The organism is Kribbella sp. NPDC000426 (assembly GCF_040300265.1).
GTDB lineage: Bacteria > Actinomycetota > Actinomycetes > Propionibacteriales > Kribbellaceae > Kribbella.
In genome coordinates this window covers 353365-377159 of record NZ_JBEPDK010000009.1, presented here as the reverse complement: position 1 = coordinate 377159, position 23795 = coordinate 353365, and the positions used below count along the sequence as shown (strand labels likewise).

The 23795-nt window shown below is 69.4% G+C and carries 20 protein-coding genes; 9 read left to right on the top strand and 11 right to left on the bottom strand.

Translation table 11 applies throughout. The features are described from left to right. Nucleotides 1–22: 22 nt before the first annotated feature. Nucleotides 23–1210 (bottom strand): ROK family protein, encoded by a 1188-nt coding sequence (locus ABT313_RS38785; protein ID WP_350864750.1) that lies wholly within the window; start codon nucleotides 1208–1210, stop codon nucleotides 23–25. 106 nt (nucleotides 1211–1316) lie between these two features. On the opposite strand from ABT313_RS38785, the gene ABT313_RS38780 reads away from it, so the two are divergent. The 4 genes from ABT313_RS38780 (at nucleotide 1317) to ABT313_RS38765 (ending at nucleotide 6744) form a co-directional block, all read left to right on the top strand. Continuing rightward, nucleotides 1317–2981, top strand: a complete 1665-nt coding sequence (locus ABT313_RS38780; protein WP_350864748.1) for a type 2 periplasmic-binding domain-containing protein — start codon at nucleotides 1317–1319, stop codon at nucleotides 2979–2981. Between the two features lie 163 nt (nucleotides 2982–3144). Then, the gene (locus tag ABT313_RS38775) at nucleotides 3145–3948 is read left to right on the top strand and encodes an ABC transporter permease (RefSeq protein WP_350864746.1); all 804 of its coding nucleotides are present in this window, start codon (nucleotides 3145–3147) and stop codon (nucleotides 3946–3948) included. Further along, nucleotides 3945–4850, top strand: a complete 906-nt coding sequence (locus tag ABT313_RS38770; RefSeq protein WP_350864743.1) for a carbohydrate ABC transporter permease — start codon at nucleotides 3945–3947, stop codon at nucleotides 4848–4850. Before ABT313_RS38775 ends, ABT313_RS38770 begins: the two co-directional genes overlap by 4 nt. Before the next feature lie 4 nt (nucleotides 4851–4854). After that, nucleotides 4855–6744: a beta-galactosidase gene (locus ABT313_RS38765; RefSeq protein ID WP_350864740.1), complete on the top strand. Its 1890-nt coding sequence runs from the start codon at nucleotides 4855–4857 to the stop codon at nucleotides 6742–6744. On the opposite strand, the gene ABT313_RS38760 is transcribed toward ABT313_RS38765, so the two are convergent. From ABT313_RS38760 to ABT313_RS38750, 3 genes are read right to left on the bottom strand one after another with little or no spacing between them, the layout of a single operon-like run. Next, nucleotides 6680–7714 (bottom strand): LacI family DNA-binding transcriptional regulator, encoded by a 1035-nt coding sequence (locus ABT313_RS38760; protein WP_350864738.1) that lies wholly within the window; start codon nucleotides 7712–7714, stop codon nucleotides 6680–6682. The two genes, ABT313_RS38765 and ABT313_RS38760, sit on opposite strands and share 65 nt — an antisense overlap. A gap of 56 nt (nucleotides 7715–7770) precedes the next feature. Next, nucleotides 7771–9759, bottom strand: coding sequence for a glycoside hydrolase family 36 protein (locus tag ABT313_RS38755; RefSeq protein ID WP_350864735.1), 1989 nt, complete (start codon nucleotides 9757–9759; stop codon nucleotides 7771–7773). Further along, nucleotides 9756–10649, bottom strand: coding sequence for a DMT family transporter (locus ABT313_RS38750; protein WP_350864733.1), 894 nt, complete (start codon nucleotides 10647–10649; stop codon nucleotides 9756–9758). The genes ABT313_RS38755 and ABT313_RS38750 overlap by 4 nt, the downstream gene beginning before the upstream one ends. Before the next feature lie 39 nt (nucleotides 10650–10688). Here ABT313_RS38750 and ABT313_RS38745 point away from each other — a divergent pair, with 39 nt between their 5' ends. The 3 genes from ABT313_RS38745 to ABT313_RS38735 all read left to right on the top strand — a co-directional run bounded on the left by ABT313_RS38745 (nucleotide 10689) and on the right by ABT313_RS38735 (nucleotide 14864). Beyond that, entirely contained in the window at nucleotides 10689–11183 is a 495-nt protein-coding gene (locus ABT313_RS38745) for a MarR family winged helix-turn-helix transcriptional regulator (protein WP_350864730.1), read from the top strand. A gap of 217 nt (nucleotides 11184–11400) precedes the next feature. Beyond that, a complete protein-coding gene (locus ABT313_RS38740; RefSeq protein ID WP_350864727.1) occupies nucleotides 11401–13311 on the top strand; it encodes a glycosyltransferase family 4 protein in 1911 nt (636 codons plus the stop codon). A gap of 95 nt (nucleotides 13312–13406) precedes the next feature. Beyond that, on the top strand, nucleotides 13407–14864 hold the full coding sequence (locus ABT313_RS38735) for a glycosyltransferase family 87 protein (RefSeq protein ID WP_350864973.1): 1458 nt from the start codon (nucleotides 13407–13409) through the stop codon (nucleotides 14862–14864). On the opposite strand, the gene ABT313_RS38730 is transcribed toward ABT313_RS38735, so the two are convergent. The 5 genes from ABT313_RS38730 to ABT313_RS38710 are packed head-to-tail and all read right to left on the bottom strand — an operon-like array spanning nucleotide 14861 to nucleotide 19977. Next, complete coding sequence (locus tag ABT313_RS38730) at nucleotides 14861–15790, bottom strand: threonine ammonia-lyase (RefSeq protein WP_350864724.1); 930 nt, start codon at nucleotides 15788–15790, stop codon at nucleotides 14861–14863. The two genes, ABT313_RS38735 and ABT313_RS38730, sit on opposite strands and share 4 nt — an antisense overlap. A 36-nt stretch (nucleotides 15791–15826) precedes the next feature. Next, nucleotides 15827–16675 (bottom strand): ATP-grasp domain-containing protein, encoded by an 849-nt coding sequence (locus ABT313_RS38725; protein ID WP_350864721.1) that lies wholly within the window; start codon nucleotides 16673–16675, stop codon nucleotides 15827–15829. Next, nucleotides 16632–18044, bottom strand: a complete 1413-nt coding sequence (locus ABT313_RS38720; protein ID WP_350864718.1) for an MptA/MptB family glycosyltransferase — start codon at nucleotides 18042–18044, stop codon at nucleotides 16632–16634. The genes ABT313_RS38725 and ABT313_RS38720 overlap by 44 nt, the downstream gene beginning before the upstream one ends. Continuing rightward, nucleotides 18041–19330, bottom strand: coding sequence for a DUF2064 domain-containing protein (locus ABT313_RS38715; protein WP_350864715.1), 1290 nt, complete (start codon nucleotides 19328–19330; stop codon nucleotides 18041–18043). Before ABT313_RS38715 ends, ABT313_RS38720 begins: the two co-directional genes overlap by 4 nt. Beyond that, the gene (locus tag ABT313_RS38710) at nucleotides 19327–19977 is read right to left on the bottom strand and encodes a glycosyltransferase family 2 protein (protein WP_350864712.1); all 651 of its coding nucleotides are present in this window, start codon (nucleotides 19975–19977) and stop codon (nucleotides 19327–19329) included. The genes ABT313_RS38715 and ABT313_RS38710 overlap by 4 nt, the downstream gene beginning before the upstream one ends. A gap of 122 nt (nucleotides 19978–20099) precedes the next feature. Between ABT313_RS38710 and ABT313_RS38705 the strand changes: the two genes are divergently transcribed. Beyond that, entirely contained in the window at nucleotides 20100–20810 is a 711-nt protein-coding gene (locus ABT313_RS38705; protein WP_350864709.1) for a response regulator transcription factor, read from the top strand. Further along, nucleotides 20807–21967: a sensor histidine kinase gene (locus ABT313_RS38700; RefSeq protein WP_350864707.1), complete on the top strand. Its 1161-nt coding sequence runs from the start codon at nucleotides 20807–20809 to the stop codon at nucleotides 21965–21967. Before ABT313_RS38705 ends, ABT313_RS38700 begins: the two co-directional genes overlap by 4 nt. Here the strand turns inward: ABT313_RS38700 and ABT313_RS38695 are convergent. Together ABT313_RS38695 and ABT313_RS38690 are read right to left on the bottom strand one after the other, a co-directional pair. Then, nucleotides 21941–22978, bottom strand: a complete 1038-nt coding sequence (locus tag ABT313_RS38695) for an NAD-dependent epimerase/dehydratase family protein (protein ID WP_350864704.1) — start codon at nucleotides 22976–22978, stop codon at nucleotides 21941–21943. The genes ABT313_RS38700 and ABT313_RS38695 overlap by 27 nt on opposite strands. Further along, nucleotides 22975–23751 carry an S-methyl-5'-thioadenosine phosphorylase gene (locus ABT313_RS38690; protein WP_350864701.1) on the bottom strand — a complete coding sequence of 259 codons (777 nt, stop codon included), beginning with the start codon at nucleotides 23749–23751 and terminating at the stop codon, nucleotides 22975–22977. The genes ABT313_RS38695 and ABT313_RS38690 overlap by 4 nt, the downstream gene beginning before the upstream one ends. Nucleotides 23752–23795 lie beyond the last annotated feature (44 nt).

Genomic DNA, 23795 nt, shown 5'->3' with positions numbered 1-23795 from the left:
AGGCGCTTTCCGTCGGTACGGATCAGCGGGTGGGGAGGTGGCCGCGGGTCAGCGGGGTGAGGGCTTGGGCGGCGGCGCCCAGGGGAGTGGCGGTGTCGGGGAGCGTCGACGCGAGGACCGTGCAGCCGCCGGCGTCGGGGGCGATGGTCGCCTCGCGGAGAGCCTTGTCGAGGGCGGGAGTGAGGTGGTCGGCGAGGAGCGCGTAGGCGCCGCCGAGGAGGACGAGCTCTGGGTTGAGGATGTTGACGAGCGCGGCGATGCCTTGACCGAGGTAGGCGCCGGCTTCGGCGAGGACCTGGGTGACCGCGCTGTCCTGGGCGTCGGCGCGGCGGATCAGCTCCTCCAGTTGGAGCTGCGGGTCGCTGTCGGTCACGTCCGTCCGGGCCAGGATCGACGGCAGGCTCGCCAGCGCCTCGAGACAGCCCCGTCGACCACACCCGCAGCGCGGCCCGTCCGGGACGAGGCGTAGGTGGCCGATCTCCCCGACGTAGCCGAGGTGACCTTCGAGCGGCTTGCCGTCGGCGATGATGCCTGCCCCGACGCCGGTGTCCCCGGTGAGCCGGATCAGGTTGGCCGTCCCGGCGTGCGGACCGTAGAGATGCTCGGCCAGCACGCCCAACGACGCGTCGTTGTCGACCGTGATCGGGATGTCCGGCCGCCCGATCGCCGCCACCAGCTCGGCCCGCATCGGCACATCCCGCCAGCCCAGACCGGCCGCCAGTACGACGGCGCCGTCGCGGTTCACCAGCCCGGGCACGCCGACCGTGATCCCGAGGACCTGTCGACCGGATGACTGCACGGTGGTCACTGCACGGCGGGCCAGGTTGGCCAGTGTCGCGATCGTCTTGGCTGGCCCGGCGTCCACGCCCGGCCCGGCGCGGTGCCAACGCAGTACCTGCTCGCCGGCCGTGTCGCAGCCGAGGGCGGTCAGGCCGCGAGCGCTCACCTCGAGCCCGATCGTCGCGTACGCCGACCCGTCGAGCAGCAGCAGTGTCGCCGGCCGGCCGACATGGTTCTGGGTCTGCTGGGTCTCGCGGACCAGGCGGCGTTCGAGCAGGTCCCCGACGATGCTGGTCACGGTCGCCTTGTTGAGACCGGTCCCGGTGGCGATCGCGGCCCGCGAGCAGGGTGCCTCGCGGCGCAGGTAGCCCAGCACCGCGGCCAGGTTGGTCGCGCGGATGTGGGTGTGGTCCGCGGTCTGTGTGGTCAAGGTCCGTCCCTCGATCGAGTCCTGGGTCAGTTCTACACCTTGTCGCCCGGTCGGCTCTGAGCTAATTTGTTTGGGTATTAGCCCAACTAATTCTAGGGGATGCGACGTGACCGGACCAGAGATCGGCGGCACCAGGCGCCGGACCTTCATCTCCCTGCTCGGCGTCGGCGCCGCGGCCGCCGGCGGTGTCACCCTGACCGGCTGCTCCAACGGCGGTTCGGGAGCCGGTACGAGCGGCCGGGCCGAGACCGAGGACAAGTTGTCCGGCCTGTTGCCGAAGTTCATCGCGTACGAGCCGGTGAAGCCGGACCTGGCCGGCGAGAACGGCGCGTCGCCCGGGTTCTCGCACTATCCGAGCGAGCTGAAGCGGGCCGTGCCCGACAAGATGGTGCCCAGCGGCAAGGAAGTGTCGGCGATGACGCCGCTGTGGAGCCCGATGCCGCCCGGCCTCGGCAAGAACTCCTACTACGACGCGAACAACGAGCGGATCGGGGCGCCGGTCCGGTTCAACATCCTCAACGGCAACGACTACGGCGACAAGCTCGGCCCGATCCTGGCAGCGGGCAACGTGCCCGAGCTGCTCTGCATCCCGGGCTGGAACATCTCCGGGCTGACCCGGTTCGGTCAGGCCGTGGACAAGCTGTTCGAGGACCTCACGCCGTACCTGGCCGGTGACAAGGCGGCGGCGTACCCGATGCTGGCGAACCTGCCGACCCGGGCCTGGGCGTACGGCGTGTGGAACTCGCAGCTGAAGGCGGTGCCGTTCCCGTCCGACGGGTTCCCGTGGGCGCTGTTCTACCGCAAGGACATCTTCGACCAGGTCGGCGCGGAGCCGCCGAAGACCGCCGACGACGTGCTGGCGCTGGGCAAGCAGCTGACCGACGCGAAGGCGGGCCGGTGGGCGTTCGGGTCGGTCGCCGACGAGATGGTGCGGATGTTCGGGGCACCGGGCGGCTGGCGCAAGGACTCCAGCGGCAAGCTGGTGAACAAGATCGAGACCCCGGAGTTCGAGGAGGCGGTCGCGTTCGTCCGCAGGCTGTTCCAGTCGGGGTACGTGCACCCGGAGGTGGTCGCGAACGCCGGCGCGGACGAGAACGCACTCTTCGAGGGCGGCAAGTTCGTGATCCGGCAGAACGGGTTGGGCGGCTGGCACGAGGCGTTGCAGCGGCAGCAGACGATCAACCCGAAGTTCGATCCGCAGCCGGTGCTGCCGTTCGCCCACGACGGCGGTACGCCGATCACCTGGGGCGGCGATCCGGCCGGCATCTTCACGTTCGTGAAGAAGGGGGTCGGCGAGCAGCGGGTGAAGGAGCTGCTCGGCGTCATGAACTACACGTCGGCGCCGTTCGGCACCGAGGAGTACGTGCTCTACAACTACGGGGTCGAGGGCAAGCACTACGTGAAGCAGGCCTCCGGTGCTCCGAAGCTGACCGCGCTCGGGCAGAAGGAGGTCTCGCAGACCTACATCTTCCTGGGTGGGCGGCCGACGGCGATCACCGAGAGCGAGTACCCCGGGTACGTGCAGTCGATGAGCGCCTGGCAGAACGCGGCGGCGAAGGTCCGCGAGAAGAACCTGTTCGACGGGATCCGGGTGGAGCAGCCGGCCAAGATGGCCGCGCTGAACCAGCCGTTCGACGACGCGCTCCAGGACATCTACCGCGGCCGGAAGCCGGTCTCGGAGCTGAAGACGGCGATCAAGCAGTGGCAGACCAACGGCGGAAACGAAGGCCGCGACTTCTACGCCAAGGTCCTCAGTGACAACGGTCGTTAAGCCCCCGGAGCGGGCGGCTCGTCCTCCGGCTCCGGTGAGGTCTGAAAAGCCAACTGGCATGAGGTTCCGGCATCGGCTGCGGCGGGATTGGCCATTGTTGGTGATGGTCTTGCCGGTGGTGGTGTTGCTCGCGGTGTTTCACTATTTCCCGACGTTGGGGAATGTGATTGCTTTCCAGGACTACTCGCCGTACGCCGGGATCCGGGGGAGTGACTTCATCGGGTTCGCCAACTTCAGCCGGATGTTCTCCGAGCCGGCGTTCTGGCGGGCGGTGGCGAACACGCTGTCGATCACCGCGGTGCAGCTGATCTTCTTCTTCCCGATCCCGATCGGACTGGCGCTGCTGCTGAACAGCGTGCTGTCGGCAAGGATCCGGAACGTTGTCCAAGGCATCGTCTACCTGCCGCACTTCTTCTCCTGGGTGCTGGTCGTGTCGCTCTTCCAGCAGATGATCGGCGGCGCCGGACTGCTCGCCCAGACCCTGCGCGACCACGGCCACCAGGCGGTCGACCTGATGACCAAACCGGACACGTTCATCCTGCTGGTCACCGCACAGTCGGTCTGGAAGGACGCCGGCTGGGGCATGATCGTCTTCCTGGCGGCCCTGTCCACCATCAACCCGGCCCTCTACGAAGCCGCTGCGGCCGACGGAGCCAACCGCTGGCGCCGTCTTTGGCACATCACCCTGCCCGGCCTCCGCCCGGTGATCGTCCTGCTGCTGATCCTCCGGCTGGGCGACGCGCTGACGGTCGGCTTCGAGCAGTTCATCCTGCAACGCAGCGCCGTCGGCGGCAGCGCGGCGGAGGTCCTCGACACATACGTCTACTACCAAGGCCTGCTCGTCGGCGACTTCGGGTACGGCGCCGCGGCCGGCCTGTTCAAGGGAGTCGTCGGCCTGGTCCTCGTCCTGGCCGCCAACCGATTCGCGCACCTGGTGGGCGAGCAGGGGGTGTATTCGCGCTCATGACCGCACGAGCTGTCTGGGAAGAAGAACCGACCGCGGTCGGTCGGCTGGGCAAACCGGTCGTGCTGACCCTGATCGCACTCGCCGTGGCGTTCCCGCTGTACGTCGTGGTGGTGACGAGCCTGTCCACCACGGAGGCCGTGACCCGCGCCGGCGGGCTGGTCGTCGTACCGCGGGAGCTGACGGTCGCCGCGTACGTGCAACTGCTGTCCGGTGGCGTGGTCACTCGTGCGTTGCTGATCAGCGTGGTGATCACCGCCGTCGGTACGGCGTTCAGCCTCGGCATCACCGTGCTGGCGGCGTACGGGCTGTCGCGACCGGGTTCGTTGTTCCACCGGCCGCTGCTGTTCGTCGTCCTGCTGACGTTCTTGTTCGGGCCGGGCATCATCCCGAGTTACCTGGTGGTGAACTCGCTCGGGCTGATCGATCACTACGCGTCGTTGATCCTGCCGGCCGCTATCTCGGCGTTCAACCTGATCGTCATGCGTTCGTTCTTCATGGGTATTCCGGGCGAGCTGATCGACAGCGCGCGGATCGACGGCGCGGGCGAGTTCGCGATCCTGCGCCGGATCGTGCTGCCGTTGTCCAAGGCCGTGGTCGCGGTCGTCGGGCTGTTCTACGCGGTCGGCTACTGGAATGCCTTCTTCAATGCGCTGCTCTACATCAACGACAACAACAAGTGGCCTCTGCAGATGGTGTTGCGGACCTACATCGTGCAGCAGCAACCGCTGCCGACCGGTGCCGGTGGCGTGGCGTCCGGAGTCGGTCTCGGCCTGCAGCCGGCGCCCGGTCTGGCGATCAAGATGGCGATCGTGGTGATCGCGATCATCCCGGTGCTCCTGGTGTACCCGTTCGTCCAGCGGCACTTCACCAAGGGCGTCATCATCGGCGCCGTGAAAGGCTGAGCCTGTGACTCTTTGGTACGGCGGCGACTACAACCCCGAGCAGTGGGATCCGGACGTCTGGAAAGAGGACGTCGAGCTGATGCAGCGCGCCGGGGTGAACCTGGTGACCGTCGGCGTGTTCTCGTGGTCCTCGCTCGAGCCCAGCCCCGGGCAGTACGAGTTCGGCTGGCTCGACCAGGTCATGGACCTGTTGCACGCGGGTGGCGTCCAGGTCGACCTGGCCACCCCGACAGCGTCACCGCCGCCGTGGTTCAGCCGGCTCCATCCCGAGGCCTTGCCGGTCACGGCGGACGGCGTACGGCTCACGCATGGCAGCCGGGACACGTACTGCGCGTCCGCGCCCGCCTATCGCGAGGCGGCGAGGGGGATCGCGCGCAAACTGGCGGAGCGGTACCACGATCACCCGGCGCTGGCGATGTGGCACGTGCACAACGAGTACGGGACCACCTGTTATTGCTCGTTGGCGGCTGAGCGGTTCCGCGCGTGGTTGCAGGAGCGGTACGGCATACTCCAGCGGTTGAACGAGGCGTGGACGACGGCGTTCTGGAGTCAGGGGTACGCCGAATGGGCGGACATCGAGCCGGCGCGGAAGACGCAGTACCTCGTCAATCCCGCGCAGTACCTCGACTTCCGGCGATTCTGGTCGGACGAACTGCTGGCGGCGTACCTGGAGCAGAAGACCGAGCTGCGGAAGCTGTCGGCGTTGCCGATCACCACGAACTTCGTGTTCGGCGGCTGGGTTCCGGTGAACCATGCGCAGTGGGCCGACGAGGTCGATATCGTTGCTATCGACAACTACCCTGATCGCTCGGACGTCGGCGCGGAGGAGCAGACGGCCTTCGCTGCGGACCTGGCGCGAGGCTGGTCCGGCGGGAGGCCCTGGCTGTTGATGGAGCAGGCCGCCGGCGCAATCAACGTAGGCGGCCGGCTGCACACGAAGGAGCCGGGGCGGATGGCGCGGCACAGCTTGTCGCATGTCGCGCGCGGCTCGCAGGGCGCGCTGTTCTTCCAGTGGCGGGCGTCACGGGGCGGGTCCGAGATGTTCCACCCGGCGATGGTGCCGCACGCAGGTCCTGACACTCGGATGTTCCGTGAGGTTGCAGCGCTTGGATCGGAGCTGCCAAAGCTGGCTGAGGTTGCCGAGAGCAACATTGAGGCAGACGTCGCGATCCTTTGGGACGTCGAGTGCTGGTGGGGGATGCAAGGCACTCACCTCCCTTCGTCGTCCCTCGACTACCTGGCCGCGGTCCGTGCCGCCCATCGGCACTTCTGGCGAGCGGGGGTGACAGTCGACTTCACGGCTCCGGACGCGGATCTGTCGTCCTACCGGCTGGTGGTCGCGCCGTCGCTCTATCTGATCTCGGACGAGGCTGCGGCCGGGCTCACGGCGTACGTGGAGAACGGCGGACAGCTGGTCGTCGGGTACTTCAGCGGCGTCGTCGATCCTGACCTCCGGGTTCGGTATCCCGGTGCGTTCACGGAGCTGCTCGGCGTGCGGGTCGAGGAGTTCCATCCGCTGCCGGACGACTGCGAGGTCGTCCTGGAGTCCGGTGGCGGCGGGCGCCTGTGGAGTGAGGACGTGCACGCGTTCTCGGCCGAGGTCGTCGATCGGTACGTCGGGGGAGTGCTCGACGGCAAGCCCGCGATCACCCGCCGCCAGGTCGGAGCGGGTACGGCGTGCTACGTGTCGACCGAGCTCGATGATGCGACGGCGGAGCGGCTGTTCAGCCTGCAGCCGTCACCTTTGGAGATCGTCCGACGGCAGCCTTGGACGTTCCTGTTCAACCACGGCGACACCGAGGTCGACGTACCCGAAGAGGGCGAGCTGGTTATCGGTCGGTTGCCGGTGCCGCCGGGTGGTTATGCCGTGCTGCGGTGCTCCCGCGGGCAGTAAGCGTCGGAGGAAGGAGCGTCAGGCCGGGCACCTCGCCGCCCTCGAGTTTGGTGATCAGCGACTCGACCGCCTGATCGCCGATCCGCTCGGCCGGGATCGTCACCGATGACAGCTGCGGGACCTGGCGTTCGGCGACGTCGTCCGCACAGATCGCCATCAACGACATGTCCTCAGGCACCCGGCGGCCGAGCCGGCGCAGTACGTCGAGGAGTGGGCCGATGATCGGCTCGTTCTGGACGACGAGTCCGGTGATGTCCGGGTGGTCGTCGAGCAGCTGCTCGACCGTGTGCAGGATCGCGTCGAACGTGTGCTCACACGGCGTCTCGACCCCCAGGACGCCGCGTCGTTCGGCCGCCTCGGCGAAGCCCGTCAACGTCCGCTGGGCGAACCCTGTCTGGCGCTCGTAGACGGCCGACGGCGTACCGAGGAGAGCGAGCGAGGTGTGGCCCAGGTCGGCCAGGTGGTCGACGCAAAGGGCGCCCGCGGCAACGAAGTCGAGGTCGATGCAGGTCAGCCCGTCGGCCTCGTCCGGGTAGCCGATCAGCACCGACGGCATCGGCAGCTCGCGCAGTACCGGCACGCGTTCGTCGTGCAGCTCGACGTCCATCACGATCAGTGCGTCGACCAGCGAGCTCTGCGCGACCCGCTCCAGCCCGTCGGGTCCTTCGTCGGCCGTCACCAGCAGTACGTCGTGATCGAACCGGCGGGCCGTGGTCACGACCGCGGCTGCGAACTGCATCATCACCGGGACATGCATACCGGTGCGGAGCGGGATGACGAGGGCGAGCACGTTCGATCGCTGGCTGGCCAGCGCGCGGGCACTCGCGTTCGGCCGGTAGCCGAGCGCCTGGACGCTGCGCTGCACCCGCTCGCGGGTATCGGTCGAGATCGTCCGCTTCCCGCTGAGCACATAGGAGACCGTGCTGGCCGCGACCCCGGCATGCCGGGCGACGTCCGCGATCGTGACCATGCTGCTCCCCTTCGAGTAGGTGGAACAGTTCTACCCTAGATCGAAGCGCTTCGACACTAACTCAGGCGGACGACGCGCGCGGACGGCTCGGACACGTCGGTGCTGATCGTGAGCGAGTCGCCGTTCCAGGTGTAGGTCCAGCCGTCGTCGTCGGCAGGGAACAACGGGCTGACCTTCGCGTGGGGGAGTTCGACGGTGATTGCGGCGGGTCCCGGCGTTCGGTGCCACACTGCCAAGTAGGCCGAGTCCGGCCCGGTCAGGCGGAGTGCGACCCATTCGTCCGTCCACGCCGGAAGGCCGAGCGGCCAGGACGGCACCATGGACTCGAGCTCGCCCAGGATTTCTCGGTGGGCGGCCAGCGCCGACCTGACCAGCTCGCGCTCGGCGTCGGTCATCTGGTTGAGGTGGCCGGACAGGTAGAGCCGGCCGGGGATGCCGTTGACCAGGGCGAGCGTGAACTCCTCGCGCGTGGTGCCGGTGATCGGGTACGCCCAATGACCGGCTTGCTCGGGCAGTACGGCGGCCGGCGCCGCCGCAGTGATCGGGGCATAGAGCAACGGATGCTGCTGGTCCGAGGTGGACTGCAGATGCAGCCGGGACAGCATCGCGTAGTCCATCCGCATCGCCCCGGAGGCGCAGTTCTCGATCAGCAGTTCCGGGTGCCGGGCCTGCAGTGCGTCGAGCCAGTCGAGCAGCGCCCGTTGGTGTTCGAGCAGTCCGTGGCCGAGCGACGTACCGCCCTTGTCGGTGCCCGGGCCGGTCATCGTGTTGTTGTCGAACTTGAAGAAGCCGATGCCGAAGTCGGCGACGAGCCGGTCGACCGTGTCGTCGAGGTGCTGTCGCGCCAGCGGGCTACGCAGATCGAGCAGGTACCGGCCGTGCTCGGCGACGCGGATGCCCTGCTGGGTGAGGAACGCGTCGTCGGGCAGCTCGCGGGCGATCGGCGCGTCGACACCGATCACCTCGGGCTCGAGCCAGAGACCGGGGACCATGCCACGGTCGTGGATCCGGTCGATCACCTCGCCCAGCCCGCCGGGGAAGCGGGTGGTGGAGGGTTGCCAGGCGCCGACGGTGCTCCACCAGTCGCCCTCGGCGTACCAGCCTGCGTCGATGCAGAAGTAGTCGGCGCCGACCTCGGCCGCCGCGTCGATCAGCGGGAGCAGTTTGGCGGTCGTTGGGTCGCCCATCAACGTGTTCATGTAGTCGTTGAAGATCACCGGCATCCGGTCGTCGACCGGTCGGCGCTGCCGCACCGCACGCCGCTGACGAGTGAGTGCGGCGAAGACGCTGTCCCGATCGGTTCCGGCGACAAGCGAGACCGGCACCGTCGTGAAGGACTCGTCCGCGGTCAGTCGCACCGTCCACTGGTGCTCCTGCGCGGTCGGGCCGCTGAGCAGGAGGTAGCCGCCGTTCCGGTTCTCGCCGAGCTCGTAATGCCACGGCCCGTTGTGTTCGATCTGCCAGCCCAGCGCGTACGACGTACCGACGAGGACCCCGACCGGCAATCGCTCGCCGGTCGACCACGAGCCAGTGCTGGTGACGGCGTGCCGGCTTTTCGAGACCGGGTAGTGCGGGTCGCGGACGATCTGCGGTACGCCGCCCGCGCGCAGCGACTGCATCGACCAGCGGTTCTCGGCCATCCAGTCGTTGGCGGCGGAGTACAGGTCGGCCTCGACGGACTCCAGGCCGACGACGAGGGACGAGAGGAAGTCCAGCACGAGCTCGCCCGGTCCGGTGAGCGAGGCCTCGGACCAGGCCTGTACGCCGGCTCCCGCCTCGAAGACGCTCGTCACGCGAAGGCCGGTGGTGGCGTCCTCCTGGACGATCCGCAGCGTGGAGCCGGAGTCCTCGTGGGTGACGTAGCGGAGGCGACGGCCGAGGGTCGTGTCGACATGGCGGTTCGTGCCGGGGGAGCGTCCGTGGCCGAGTGCGGAGACCTCGACCAGCGGCTGGCTCCCTGGCTCGGTGCCGGTGGTCAGCCGTACCGGGCCGTCGTCGAGCGCGAAGGTCAGGGTCAGCTCAGGCGTCCGCCACACGAGGTTCATCGATAAACCTTAGAAGGCTCCGCCCTTCCGGCCTCAACTCGCGATCCGCGACGTGGACGGCTCAGCGTGATCCCGAACAGCACCAGCCCCAGGCCCAGCACCTGCTGGAGCGTGAGTACATCGCCGGAGACCAGAACACCCAGCAGTACGCCGGTCACCGGGTTGAGCAGCCCGATCAGCCCGACCGTCGCCGCGCTGAGATGGCGCAGGCCCGTGAACCAGGCCGTGAAGGCGACAGCGGTCGCCACCAACCCGACGTACGCGAAACCGCCGACCGCGGCCAGGTCGAGGTGCGGCGGTGCGCCCTCGAAGATCGCCGCGAACGGGATCAGGACCAGACCGCCCGCGATCAGCTGCCAGGAGGTGGTCGCGATCGGGCCGTCGGCGCGGCCCCACTTCTTGGCCAGGATGTAGCCGAAGGACGACATGGTGAGGGCGGCGACCGACGCGGCGACACCACGCAGGTCGACGGCGGTCGTTCCGGTGCCGAGCAGGAGGCAGACGCCGGCGATTCCGGCAGCGGCACCGGTGAGGACCGGAATGGTCGGCCGCTCGGCGAGCAGTGCCCAGGCGAAGAGCGCCATCGTCAGCGGCGAGGCGGACATGATCGTCGACGCGAGGCTGACCGGCAGCAGCTGCGAGGCGAGGTAGATCAGCGCGAAGAACGCGCCCATGTTGCAAACCCCGAGCAGCAGCGATCGCCACCACCAGACACCGCGGGGGAGACGCCGCGCCAGGCAGAGCAGGAGGAGCCCGGCGGGCAAGGCGCGGAACACCGCGCCGTACAAGGGATGTCCGGTGGGCAGGTACTCGTGGGTGACGAAGTAGTTCGTGCCCCACGCGACCGGTGCGATCGCGGTGACCAGGGTCCAGCGAAATGTAGCTTCCACGGAAAACACTATATCTTCCCAGGAAGATATAGTGGCCGGGTGACCGATCACGTGGCCAGGATCCAGGCGGAGTGGCAGGCGGAGCGACCGGATGTCGACACCAGCCCGCAGGGCGTGATCGGCCGGCTGCACCGGATCGCGAATCAGCTCACCGGCGAGCTGACGCTGCTGTACGCGCAGTACGGACTGTCGGAGGGGGAGTTCGACGTCCTCGCGGCGTTGCGGCGCGCGGGTTCGCCGTACGAGCGGGCGCCGGGGGAGATCGCGCTGCACACGATGGTGACGACCGGCGCGGTGACCAAGCGGGTCGATCGGCTCGAGGCGGCCGGTCTGGTCCGGCGGCGGCGCAGCGACGACGACGGTCGCGGTCGCGTGGTCCGGCTGACCCCGGCCGGACGCCGGCTGATCGACAAGGCGTTCGCCGCTCACATGGCCAACGAGAAGCGTCTGCTCGAGCCGCTCAGCGCGACCCAGCAGGCTCAGCTCGAGAGCATCCTGACCACCTGGCTCGCACACTTGGAGCCAGCGGATTGAATTGAACGCTTGACAGTGGCGATGTAAAGGTAGGTAACGTTATTTTGCTGCCGCTGCGACTTCCTTGAAGCTTTTTGGCATCATGAAAAACGCTAGGGACTGCGCGAAAAGTCCCCGCGGTGCTAACGACAGGCCGTCCCCGTCGTTGAACCGTGCAATCACCGCTGTGAGCTCCAGCACCTCCGCGCCTGCGCTCACGAAGGCTCCAGGAGAGTGTGTGCACGTCCCCCGCATCGTGATGATCGTCGCGAACGACATCACCAACGACACCAGGGTCCTCAAGGAGGCCGTCGCCCTCGGCAAGGCCGGCTACCAGGTCACCTTGCTCGGAGTGTCCGCCTCCGGCCGGCTGGCTATCGACACCATTCAGTCCGGTGTCGTGATGATCCGCGTCCCAGGCCACTTCGTCCTGCGGGACGAGCGCAACCGCAGGCGCCGGCTCCGGCGCGATCGCCGGTTGTTCGACGTCCGGCCCGAGGGCACCGAGGAGGCCCGGGTCGCCGCGCGCCTGGCGGACCTGAAGGCCGAGCGCGGCCGAGCCGCGGCGAAGCTCCGGGCGGGACAGCTCGGCCGGGCTGCCCGGGTGGCGGGCGCGGCAAGCCGATCGCTCAGGCACCGGCGGCTGGGCCTGTCCCAGGCAGCCGTGTCGGTCCGCGGCTGGTTCGGCGAGACCGAGGCCCGGATGGCGACGAACTTCTGGCAGTGGTGGGACACCTGGCTGCCGGCCCGCGGCGGTCTGGTCAGGTGGCGCGCGATCATTCCCGAGGCCGACGACTACGAGGCGATCTTCGCCGACCTGATCGACCAGCTGCGTCCGGACGCTCTGCACGCCCATGACATGCACGTCATCGGAGTCGGATCGCGCGCCGCGGGCCGGGCGGACCTCCGCGGCCGCAGCCTGAAGATCGTGTACGACGCCCACGAGTACGTCCCCGGCCTGTCGCAGTACGGCGGCCGCACCCCGCGGATGATCGCGGCCTGGGCGCAGCACGAGGCGGAGTACATCCGGAGCTTCGACCGCGTGGTCACGGTCAGCCCGGCGATCGCCCGGACGCTGCACAAGCGGCACAAGCTGGACCGCGAGCCGACCGTGGTGATCAACAGCCCGGAGCTGTGCGAGCGCGACAGCGGGATCACCGACATCCGCGCGACGATCGGTCTCGCTGACGACGTGCCGCTGCTGGTCTACAGCGGCGGGGTCACCCGGGCCCGTGGCGTCGAGACCGCGATGGAGGCTCTGCCGCTCCTGCCCGGGGTCCACCTGGCGGTCGTCTGCGTGCCGCACGCGCGGACGCGACCCGTCGACGAGCTGCGGGCGCTCGGCAAGTCGCTGCAGATCGAGGACCGGGTGCACTACCTCGACCCGGTCGCGCCGAACGACGTGATCCACTTCCTCCGGACCGCGGATGTCGGCCTGATCCCGATCCTGCGGTACCCGAGCCACGAGATGGCCCTGCCGAACAAGGTCTTCGAGTACACCTTCGCCGGCCTGCCGGTGGTGACCAGCGACATGCCGACGCTCGAGGAGTTCGTCGGCAAGACCGGGATCGGCGAGGTCTTCCAGGCGGAGAACCCGCAGGCGCTGGCCACCGCGGTGAAGACCGTCCTGCAGGACCCGGAGCCGTACCGCGAGCGCGCCGCGGACCCGGGAGTGCGGGCCGAGATGTCGTGGGAGGCCCAGGCCGGTCACCTCCGCGACCTGTACGCCGAGCTGGTCGGTGTACCGCCTGCCCAGGAGGACGTCGTACCGCGGCTGGTTCTGGGGCCGATGGGGTCCAAGGCAGCGAAGGCGTGGTTCGAGGAGATCGACGGTGCGGAGATCCTTCGGCGTCCGTTGGCCCTGCCGGACCTGGACAGCGTGACGCATGTCCTGATGGAGGACTGGCAGTCGGTTCTGGGCAGCGAAGAGCTGATCGCCGATCTGCCGGTGCTCACCGCGGCCCGGATCAAGCACGCCGTCGTGGTCTACGGCCGGGTCGACCGTCAGGACGTACGGCGCCGGATGCGGGCCTACAACGGGACGGTCTTCGTCACCGACCGCGTGATCGCCGACGCCGTCGAAGGCACCGTCTGGCTGCCGCCGGGCGACGAGGGCGTGAAGGTTCTCCGCGACTTCATGACCCAGTAGGCCAGGCCGCCCGACGGCGCGCGGGGACACCTGTGCAGGTCGCTGGGGACGGGTGGGTAACCTCTGGTGGTCGCAAGGTGAGCCGATAGGAGATGATGCCCACCGTGACCGGACCACAACGCGAGCGAGCGCAGGCGCCGTCGGAGACTGATCCGGCTGTCGCCGGCCTGACCGTTGGGCTCGGTGGGCCGTCCGGGCGGTTCGCCCGGCTCGGATCTTCGTGGTGGACGCCGCTGCGGATCGCGCTCGCGGTGTGCACGATCACCTTCGGGCTCGGCGTCCTGCAGAAGGCGCCGTGTATGGAGGCGGGCTGGGACCGGCAGAGCTGGCGGCCGTTCAAGGCGCTGTGCTACTCCGACATCGGGTTCCTGTACCAGGAGCGCGGTTTCGCCGAGGGCAACCGGCCGTTCCTCGACACCGGCAACTATCCCGTGCTCGAGTACCCGGTGCTGACCGGCGGGTTCATGGAGGTCGCGGCCCGGATCACCTGGCTGTTCACCGGCGACCCGAAGAAGGACATCACCGCCGAGCAGAAGCGCGACACGGCCGGCGTGTTCTTCGTGGTCAACCTGGTGATGCTGTTCATCTGCGCGCTGCTCCTGGTCGGCTTCACCGTCGCCACGGCTCGCGGGGCCGAAACCCGTCCCGGCGCGGCGCGAGGACAGCCGCTGGACGCCCTGTACGTCGCTGCGGCGCCCGTGCTCGCTCTGACGTCGACGATCAACTGGGACTTGTTCGCCGTCGCGCTGACGGCCGGCGCGATGTTCGCGTGGTCGCGTGGAAAACCGGTCTGGTTCGGTATCTTGCTCGGGCTCGGGACGGCGGCGAAGTTCTATCCGTTCCTGCTGCTCGGGCCGTTGCTGATCGTCTGTATCCGCGGCCGCAAGTTGTGGCCGTGGTTCCAGGCCGTCATCGCGGCCGGTGTCGCGTGGGGCCTGGTGAACGCGCCGATCTACCTGCTGGCCAAGAACGAATGGCTGTCGTTCTGGCAGTTCAACGATCAGCGCGAGAGCGACTACGGCTCGATCTGGTACGTGCTCAAGCTCGCCAACCACGAGGTCGCGGACGTCAACCAGCTGAACATCGTGATCTTCGCCGGCCTGTGCCTGTCGATCGCGATCCTCGGGTTGATGGCGCCACGACCGCCCCGGTTCGCGCAGTTGGCGTTCCTGGTCGTCGCCGCGTTCCTGCTGATCAACAAGGTCTACTCGCCGCAGTACGTGCTGTGGCTGCTGCCGCTGGTTGCGCTGGCCCGGCCGCGGCTTCGGGACTGGCTGATCTGGCAGGCCTGCGAGTGCTTCTACTGGATGCTGGTCTGGATGCATCTGGCCCAGTTCCTGGCGCCCGGGGATCCGCAAGTCCCGGACCGGATCTACTGGTTCGCCGTGATCCTGCGGATGGCCGGCACGCTGTGGCTGATGCTGGTGGTCGCCCGCGACATCCTGCTGCCGGAGAAGGATCCGGTACGCCGGGGCGACCTGGTCGACGATCCGAGTGACGGCGTACCGTCGCGGGCCCGGACGAGGCTCACGACCGCCCTGGATCCCGCCTAGAGCATCAGCTTCGAGACGTCGAGGTTGCCGCCGCTGACCACCGCGGCGGTCACCCCGTCGAGCCGGATGCTGCCTTCCAGCAGCGCCGCGAACGGTGCGGCCGCTGCGGGTTCGAGGGCGAGCTTGGTGCGTGACATGACGAGGCGGGTGGCCTCGAGGAGAGCTTCCTCGCTGACGCGGACGACCTGGTCGACGTACTGCTGGATGAGCGGGAAGTTGCGGGTGCCGCAGACGGGAGCGGCAAGACCGTCGGCGATCGACCGGGCGGTGGCGAGCTTCTGCGGCTCGCCGGCTTCGAGGCTGCGGCTGACCACGTCGGCCTGCTGAGGCTCGATCCCGATCACGCGGATCTCCGGCTTCACCAGCTTGAGTGCCGTCGCGACGCCCGAGATCAGCCCGCCGCCGCCCACCGGCACCAGGACGGTGCCTAGGTCGGGCCGGTCCCCCAGCAGTTCCAGCCCCAGGCTCCCGTGTCCGGTGATCACGTCCTCGTCGTCGAACGGATGGACGCCGGTGAGCTGCCGCTCGTCCTTGATCCGCTCGTACTGCGCCATCAGGTCACCCTCGACGAGCTCGACGGTCGCGCCGTACCCGCGGGCCGCGTCGACCTTCGCCTGGACAGCTGTCTTCGCCATCACGACGGTTGCCGGTACGCCGGCGTCCCGCGCGGCCCACGCGAGCGCACCGGCAGCGTTCCCGGCCGAGACCGTGATCACGCCACGCTCCCGCTCGGCGGCGCTGAGCCGGAGCAGCTTGGTCAGCAGCCCGCGGACCTTGAAGCTCCCGGTCTTCTGAAACAGCTCGGCCTTGAGCACCAGCTCGCCGCCAAAGCGCTCGTCCAGCGCCGAGGAGGTCACAATCGGCGTCCGGTGAATCCGCCCCTCGAGCTCCCGGGCGGCCTGGCGGATGTCATCAAGTGTCGGCATACCCCAGACCTTAAAAGTCCAGTAGGCCGATACGAATTAGACGCGGGTGGCGACTGCTGCGGCGAGTTGGGTTGCGGCTTCGGGGTGGTGGGGGAAGAACAGTTCGGGCTCGATGAGTTCGAGTTCCATCAGGAGGAAACGGCCGTTGACGACGACGCCGTCGACGCGGGCGTACGTCGGTGTGCGGCCGGCCGCCTGGAGGGCGGTCAGGGCGCCGTCGAGTACGACGGGAGTCGGCTCGGTCGGTGTCACGGTGCCGCCGAAGTCGTCCTGGACGCGGTAGTCGCCCGCGGCGGCGCGCTTGATCACCGCGTGGGTGAACTCGCCGTCGACGAAGACCAGCGACCACTCGCCGTCGGCGACGATCTCGGGCTGGAACGGCTGCACGAGGTACACGAGCTCGGGCAGCTCGGCCAGCACCTGGTCGAACTCGGCGGAGCCGGCGACACCGCGGACGGTGTGCAGCGCGGTCGCGCCGACGGTCGGCTTGACCACGATCTCCTGCCCGGCGAGCCCGCTCACCACCTCGCGCAGGCACGCGCCGGCCGCGATCTGCGACGGCACGATCGCGACACCGCGCTCGCGGAGCTCGAGCAGGTACCGCTTGTCGCCGTTCCAGCGGACCAGACCGGAGTCGTTGAGCAGCGGTACGCCGGCCTTGTCGAGCAGCGCGAGCCACTCGGTGAACTCGTCGTACCGCAGGTGATAGTCCCAGACGGAGCGGAGCAGGACCGCGTCGTACGCCGACCAGTCGACGGACGGGTCGGACCAGACCTCGGCCACCGGGTCGAGGCCGGCCGTGCGCAGGGCTTCGACGAGCGGGAGGTCGTTCGGGTGCAACTCAGCGTGCTCGGCCGAGGTCGCGAGGGCGATGCGTTTCGTCACGCCCGCCAGTGTTGGCAGGCGACCGGTCCGCAGTCAAACGTGATTCCGCGACCGTCCGGCGACGGATCGTGATCGCGCTGACAACGATGACAGCGGCCACGAGGTAGCTGAGCCCCTGCCGGGTGTCGTGCCCGAAGCTCGCGTAGGCGAGGTACGACGCGATCGGTACGGCGATCCACTCGGGCCGGTGGGCCAGCGCGGCGAGCGCGAGCAGCGGGAGGCCGTACCACGGGTACGTCGGTGTGGCGATCAGCAGCGCGGCGCCGTACAGCCAGCAGCAGGTGAGGGCCAGCGGGTCGCGTTTGGTGCGGTAGAAGGCGAGTACGGCGAGGGCGAGCGCGAGCAGCGCGGCGACGACCTGGCGGGCCTCAGGAGGCAGCAGGAGCGCGAGAATCGCCGATCTCGAGCTGCCGTCCTCGAACCCTTCCTGGTTGAGGTAACCGGGCAGGAATCCGAGCACCAAGGTGCCGACGGCAAGGACGTGCGGCACGTAGGTCGCGATGAAGGTGCTGACGGCAACGACCGGTCGGCGGGTTCGAAAGGCAGGGAGCAGCAGCAGGGGGAGAAGCTTGACGCTGCCGGCCGCGCCGAGGACGACGGCGGCGACCTTCGGGCGTTTGGCGGCGATGATGACGGCGGCAGTGATGAGCAGGGCCGCGAGTACGTCGACATGCGCGGCGTTGCTCGCCTCCAGGGCGACGATCGGTGACCAACCCCACAAGGCCGCCCAGCGTGGGTTTTGTACGGCGAGTAGCCAGGTGAGCGCAATCGCGATCAATGCGGCGGCTATCTGCAGACCGAGTGTGCCTGCCGACCAGGGTGTGAACAGCGCGACCACGGTGAAATAGGCCTGCGCCACCGGCGGATAGATCGTCGGCACGAACGGCCGGTTGATCCGCGTCCGCGGGTCGTCGACGGGATTCTTGGGGGTCTGCGGCGTCACCCCCGACTTCTCGGTCGGCGACAGACCCGGGAACAGGATCGGATCCCGCAGCCGCGCCAGCGAGTCGTCCAACGGCACCCGTGCGTACGGCGAATGCCCCGACAACTGCACCCGCCCGTCCCACACGTACCGATACGCGTCCGTGCTCGTGATCGGCGCATGCAGCAAACCCGGCACCTGACATAAGCCCGCCACGATGACGACGGCGGCAACGCTCAACCCCCGCCCGAACCGCCAGACGACGACGGCGACCAGAACGGTCCCCACCGCGAGCACCGCGTTCGGCCACCACCCGGCCCACGCCGCCGCCACCGCCCCCGCGGCAACCCCAGCCGCGACAACCCCAGCGGCGGCGACCCCGCCCGCGAGAGCGCCGCGCCCGCGCTGACTTTGTGCACCAGCGGCGTACCGCGACGTCGAATTCATGCGGATTCGGTGCACAAAGTGGCCGATCGGGAGGGTGCGGTTCGGCGGAGGGTCAGGAAGGCTCGGTGGCCGGCTCGCCAGTCTTCGGTCGGGTGGAGGTCGGCGTGGCGGGCGTAGCGGAGTACTGCGTGCGTGCCGACTCTTGCCCAGGGCAACGGAGTGGAGCGGCGGCCGGTGGAGCTGCGGAGCACGATCGGCGCGGTGTCGTCCAGGTCGTCGTTCGGGTCGACCTCGACCAGGACCAGGCCGTCGGGGCGGACGAGCTCGGCGCAGCGGCGCAGCAGATCGACGGGATCGCCGCCGATCCCGATGTTGCCGTCCATCAGCAGCACGCTGCCCCAACGGCCCTCGCCCGGCAGCCGGTCCTGCACCGGACGATGCAGCGCGGCCGCCCCGCGGGACGTCGTGAGTGACACCGCACGCGGCGACACATCGACACCCAGTGCAGGGATCCCGCGTTCGGCCAGTGCGGTCACGATCCGTCCCGGGCCGCAGCCGACGTCGAGCACGGGACCTTCGCAGCGGCTCAGCGCGAGCCGGTCGACCTCATCGGCAGGCGCCGTCCAGCGATCGAGCTCGGACAGCGACGGCACGGTCCGGCCATCGATGCCAGTGGCAACGACACGCGCAGTACCGCCCAGGGCCTGCTCGAAGAGCAGTCCCGGATGGGCCGCGTGCTGCAACCGTCGATACAGCCGCGACACCCGCAACGCCGGGAACTCGGCCGCGAGGTACGCCGCGTCGCGCGGCGTGTCCATGTCCCGCAAGGTCGGCAGCATCCGCACCCGCAGGCCGAGGTCCTGCAACCGCTGCAGTTGATCGCGCCCGGTGTGATCGGTCGACATCGGTACGCCGACGACCGCGCGGGGGTCCGGCGTTCGTAGCCCGAGGCACCAGTACCCGCCGTCCTCGGTCAGCCCGAGCACCGCGTCGCATCCGGACCAGTGGAACCCGAGCAGCTCGGGCCTGAGCTGCGGCGTATCCATCCCGACCAGCAGCATCGGTGAGCCGTCGTACGCGTCCTCGAAGGCCGCCGCAATCCGCTCGTCCAGCCCGTCCCCACGCTGCCCGACAACCGTGAACCCGGCCGGCAACCACGGCCCCGGATCACCTTCCAGCGCAAGAACCCGCCGCGACGCCCGCGCCCCCCGTACGGCGCCCAGCGTGTCCACGAGCGACGCCCGGGCCAACGCCGCCGCCTCCTGGGCGGTGAACTCGCTCTGCAGCCGCGTCTTCACCCGCCCCGGCACCGGCTCCTTCGCGATGACGATCAGCGTCCCTCTCACCGGGCGAGGACCTTCGACATGTCGAGTACGGCGCGGGCCGCGCCGAGCGGGGTCCCGGTGACCTTCGAACGACCCGAGCGGGGCAGGTAGTCGACGTCCACCTCGGCGATCCGCCAGCCCGCGTCGGCCGCCCGGACTACCGTCTCCAGCGGGTACCCGGACCGTCGATCGGTCAGCCCGAGCCCGAGCAGCGCCGTACGACGACCTGCGCGCATCGGACCGAGGTCGTGCAGTGCAACGCCCGTACGACGCCTGATCCGCCGGGACAGCTCGACGTTGGCGAGGCGGAGATGCCACGCCCAGGTGCCCCGTGTCACCGGGCGCCGGCGACCGACGACGAGGTCGGCGCGATCGGCAAGGACCGGCGCAGTCACCCGATCCAGCTGCTGGGGGTCGAGCGACGCATCGGCGTCCATCACAGCGACGACGTCGGACTCGGCCGCTTCCAGGCCGGCGTGGCAGGCAGCGCCGTACCCCTTGATCTCGCAGTGCACGACGGTGGCGCCGAGCCGGGCGGCGATCTCGGGGGAGCCGTCGGTGGAGCCGTTGTCGACGACGATGGCGCGGACGCCGGCCGGGAGCCGTTCGAGGATCCAGGGCAGGGCGGCCGCCTCGTTCAGGCACGGCAGGACGAGATCGACGGACATTCTTCGACGGTAGAGACGAACGCGTGCCCGCGGTGGCAGAACGCGGCTACGGATCGCTTACGTCGTACTGCGTTCCGGCACTGATGCGGCGTCGCGCTGACCGGACGATCTACGCTCTGAGCGTGGCTACTCGTGTTCTCGTGGTCGACGACGACCCGACCGTGTCCAACGTCGTCTCCGCCTACCTGACCAAGGCGGGGTACGACGCCCGCGTGGTCGCGGACGGCGTGTCGGCGGTCGAGGTCTGGCAGCAATGGAAACCGTCCGTCGTCGTACTGGACGTGATGCTGCCCGGGCTGTCCGGCCTCGAGGTACTGCGCCGGCTGCGCGCGGCCGACGACGGCGCCGCGGTGATCATGCTGTCGGCGCGCGGCGAGGAGGAGGACCGGCTGGTCGGCCTCGAGGTCGGCGCGGACGACTACGTGGTCAAGCCGTTCAGCCCGCGTGAGCTGACGCTGCGGGTGCAGGCGATGGTGCGGCGCGAGGAGCGGCTGGCCGGGCTCGACCTGACGCCGACCAAGCTCAGCGCCGGACCGGTCATGGTCGACACCGCGGCACGACGTGCGTACCTGAACGGCGACGAGCTCTCGCTGACCCACCGCGAGTTCGACCTGCTCGCGTACCTCGTCTCGCACGCGGGCAAGGCCTACACGAAGGCCGAGCTGCTGCGCCGCGTGTGGGGCTGGGACTTCGGCGACTCGTCGACCGTCACCGTGCATGTACGGCGGCTGCGGGAGAAGATCGAGGCCGATCCGTCGGATCCCAAACTCGTGCTGACCGTGCCGCGGACCGGGTACCTGTTCGCCGGTGACTTCGCGGGCGAGCGCGCATGAACAAGGACATGTTCACGATCCTCGCGCTCACCACGCTGTGGACGCTGGTCGTCGCCGCGGTCGGTGCGGCGATCCTGTGGCAGTTCCGCCGGCGGTCGTTGCGGGTGACGATGATCGTCGCGGGTCTCGCGCCGATGGCGGCGGCGCTGGCCGCAGTACTGCAGAGCGTGCGGGCCATGTTCATCTCCGAGCACGACTCGTGGGTGGTGCTGTGGACGTTGGCGTTCGCCGCGCTGCTCGGGCTGGCGATGACGGTCCTGCTCGGGCACTGGATCACCACGGGTTCGCGGGACGTCGGACGGCGCTTGCGGCAGCTCGGCATGTCGTACGACGCGCCAGAGGCCCGGACCGGAGCAGTGCCCGCGGAGTTGGCGGACCTGGCGAACGAGCTTGAGATGACGCGGAAGAAGCTGGCTGCGTCACACGAGCGGGAGCGGGCGCTGGAGGCGAGCCGGCGCGAGCTGGTGGCGTTCATGTCGCACGACCTGCGGACGCCGCTGGCCGGGTTGAGGGCGGTGTCGGAGGGGCTCGAGGACGGCGTGATCGACGACGTACCGGGTGCGCTGCGGCAGATGCGCTCGACCGTCGATCGGATGACCGGGCTTGTGGACGACCTTTTCGAGCTGTCGCGGCTGTCGGCGGCGCCGTTGCCGACGCGGCGGTCCGCGGTGAGCCTGCGTGAGCTGGCCGAGGATGTCGCGGGGGAGAACAACGAGCATGCGCGGGCGGAGGGCGTTCGGCTGGCGTTGTCGACCCCGGACGACGACGATCGCCTCGCCGTCCAAGGGGATCCGGACGAGCTGACGCGCGCGGTGACGAACCTGGTCGGCAACGCGATCCGGCACACCGCGCCCGGTGGCACGGTGACGGTGGCGGTCGACCGGGAGACGGACGGCCGGGTGCGTCTGGCCGTGACCGACGCGTGCGGCGGGATCCCGGACGACGACCTGGAACGGGTCTTCGACATCGGCTGGCGCGGCGACGAGCAGCGGACGCCCGAGCCGGCCGGCGAGTCGACTCATGCGAGCGGTGGCGGACTCGGTCTCGCAATCGCCCGCGGGGTGGTCGAATCGCATGACGGCAACATTGGCGTCACCAACGTCGACGGCGGGTGTGCCTTCCAGATCGACCTACCGCCCGTTGCCGCTCACAACTAGATCCCGCAGGCCGGTGGCCAGGTCGTAGGCGGGCTTCCACCCGAGGTCGTGTTTCAGCCGGTCCGAGGACGCGGTGATGTGGCGGACGTCGCCCAGCCGGTACTGGCCGGTGACGACCGGGCTCGAGCCGTCGTAGACGTGGGCGAGCTCGGTCGCCAGGTCGCCGATCGTGCGGACGGTGCCGCTACCGACGTTGTACGCCGTGAACGCCGGCTGCTGGGGGAGTGCCGCGGCGGACATGGTGACGGCGGTCGCGATGTCGCGGACGTGCACGAAGTCACGGCGCTGTCGCCCGTCCTCGAAGACCCGCGGAGCTTCACCTCGCTCGAGCGCCGAGCGGAAGATGGCGGCGACTCCGGCGTACGGCGTGTTGCGGGGCATGCCGGGTCCGTAGACGTTGTGGAAGCGCAGCGCGGTGACGCGGCCGTCGGTTTCGCGCGCCCACGTTGCGGCGAGGTGTTCACCGCTGAGCTTGCTGGCCGCGTAGGCGTTCCGCGGATCGAGTACGGCGTCCTCCGTCACGAGACCGGGCTGGAGCGGCGCCCCGCAGTACGGGCAGGGCGGCTCGAAGTTGCCGGCCTCCAGATCCTGCGTACGGCGCGGTCCCGGCGCGACCTGGCCGTGCTCGCTGCAGTCGTAGCGGCCTTCTCCGTACACGACCATCGAGCTGGCGTAGACGAGCCTGCGGATGTTCGCGTGAGCGAGGGCCTTGAGCAGGACCGCCGTACCCAGGCTGTTGGTGGAGACGTAGTCGTCGATGTCGTCGAGGTGGACGCCGAGACCGACCTTGGCGGCGAGGTGGACGACGGTGTCGATGCCGTCCAGGGCGCGGGCGACACAGTCCGCGTCGCGGATGTCGCCGACGATCAGACCGGGACGGGACGCGGGTTGGTGGGCGTGGACGTCGGGGCGGAACGAGTCCAGCACCGTGACCTCGTGGCCCTCGGCAACGAGTTGGTGGTGGACGTGCTGCCCGATGAAGCCGGCGCCGCCGGTGAGCAGGACTCTCATCGGGCCGCCGCCGTACCGTCGAGGGCGTGCCGGCAGCCGCAGTCCGCGTCGGGCTTCGGGAGCTGGCTGATCACGTCCTTGAGCAGGTCCTGGAGTCTTTGGATGCTGTGTTTGAAGGCCTCGAAGACCTCGGCCTGCGTGACGCCGCCGCCGGTCTCGACGCCCGCGTCGTGGTCGGTGACGACGGCGATCGAGGTATAGCAGAGGGCGAGTTCACGCGCGATCGCGGCCTCGGGCGCGCCGGTCATACCGACGACCGACCAGCCTTGGGCCGCGTGCCACTGCGATTCGGCCCGGGTCGAGAACCGCGGGCCGTTGATCACCACCATCGTGCCCTCGGGTACGACGTTGCCGGCGGCAATCACCGTCGCGCGACCGGTCGGGCAGTACGGGTCGGCGGCGGCGGTGTGGACGACCGGTGCCTCGTCGTACACGGTGTGGTCGCGGCCCCAGGTGCGGTCGACGTACTGGTCCGGGACGACGAACGTGCCGGGCGTGAGCTCGGGCTTCAGGGAGCCGACGGCGCACGGGCCGAGCACCTGCCGGACGCCGAGTTCGCGCAGCGCCCAGAGGTTCGCGCGGTAGTTGACGCGGTGCGGCGGGAACCGGTGGTCGGCGCCGTGGCGGGGGATGAACGCGACCTGACGGCCGTCGAGGTCCCCGACCACCGGCGGCTCACTGGGCGCGCCGTACGGGGTGTCGAGCTCGATGGGTTCCGGGTCGGTGAGGAACGAGTAGAACCCGGACCCGCCGATCACGCCGATATCAGCCATGGCTCCGACGCTAACGGCGGTAACGGCCGCGACTACCGGATCCG

Excerpts from the sequence above, each read along its gene's own strand:
- ABT313_RS38770 (WP_350864743.1), top strand. The coding sequence starts at position 3,945 with ATGACCGCACGAGCTGTCTGGGAAGAAGAACCGACCGCGGTCGGTCGG.
- ABT313_RS38760 (WP_350864738.1), bottom strand. The coding sequence starts at position 7,714 with ATGGTCACGATCGCGGACGTCGCCCGGCATGCCGGGGTCGCGGCCAGC.
- ABT313_RS38755 (WP_350864735.1), bottom strand. The coding sequence starts at position 9,759 with ATGAACCTCGTGTGGCGGACGCCTGAGCTGACCCTGACCTTCGCGCTC.
- ABT313_RS38735 (WP_350864973.1), top strand. The coding sequence starts at position 13,407 with ATGCCCACCGTGACCGGACCACAACGCGAGCGAGCGCAGGCGCCGTCG.
- ABT313_RS38730 (WP_350864724.1), bottom strand. The coding sequence starts at position 15,790 with ATGCCGACACTTGATGACATCCGCCAGGCCGCCCGGGAGCTCGAGGGG.
- ABT313_RS38720 (WP_350864718.1), bottom strand. The coding sequence starts at position 18,044 with ATGAATTCGACGTCGCGGTACGCCGCTGGTGCACAAAGTCAGCGCGGG.
- ABT313_RS38710 (WP_350864712.1), bottom strand. The coding sequence starts at position 19,977 with ATGTCCGTCGATCTCGTCCTGCCGTGCCTGAACGAGGCGGCCGCCCTG.
- ABT313_RS38700 (WP_350864707.1), top strand. The coding sequence starts at position 20,807 with ATGAACAAGGACATGTTCACGATCCTCGCGCTCACCACGCTGTGGACG.
- ABT313_RS38695 (WP_350864704.1), bottom strand. The coding sequence starts at position 22,978 with ATGAGAGTCCTGCTCACCGGCGGCGCCGGCTTCATCGGGCAGCACGTC.
- ABT313_RS38690 (WP_350864701.1), bottom strand. The coding sequence starts at position 23,751 with ATGGCTGATATCGGCGTGATCGGCGGGTCCGGGTTCTACTCGTTCCTC.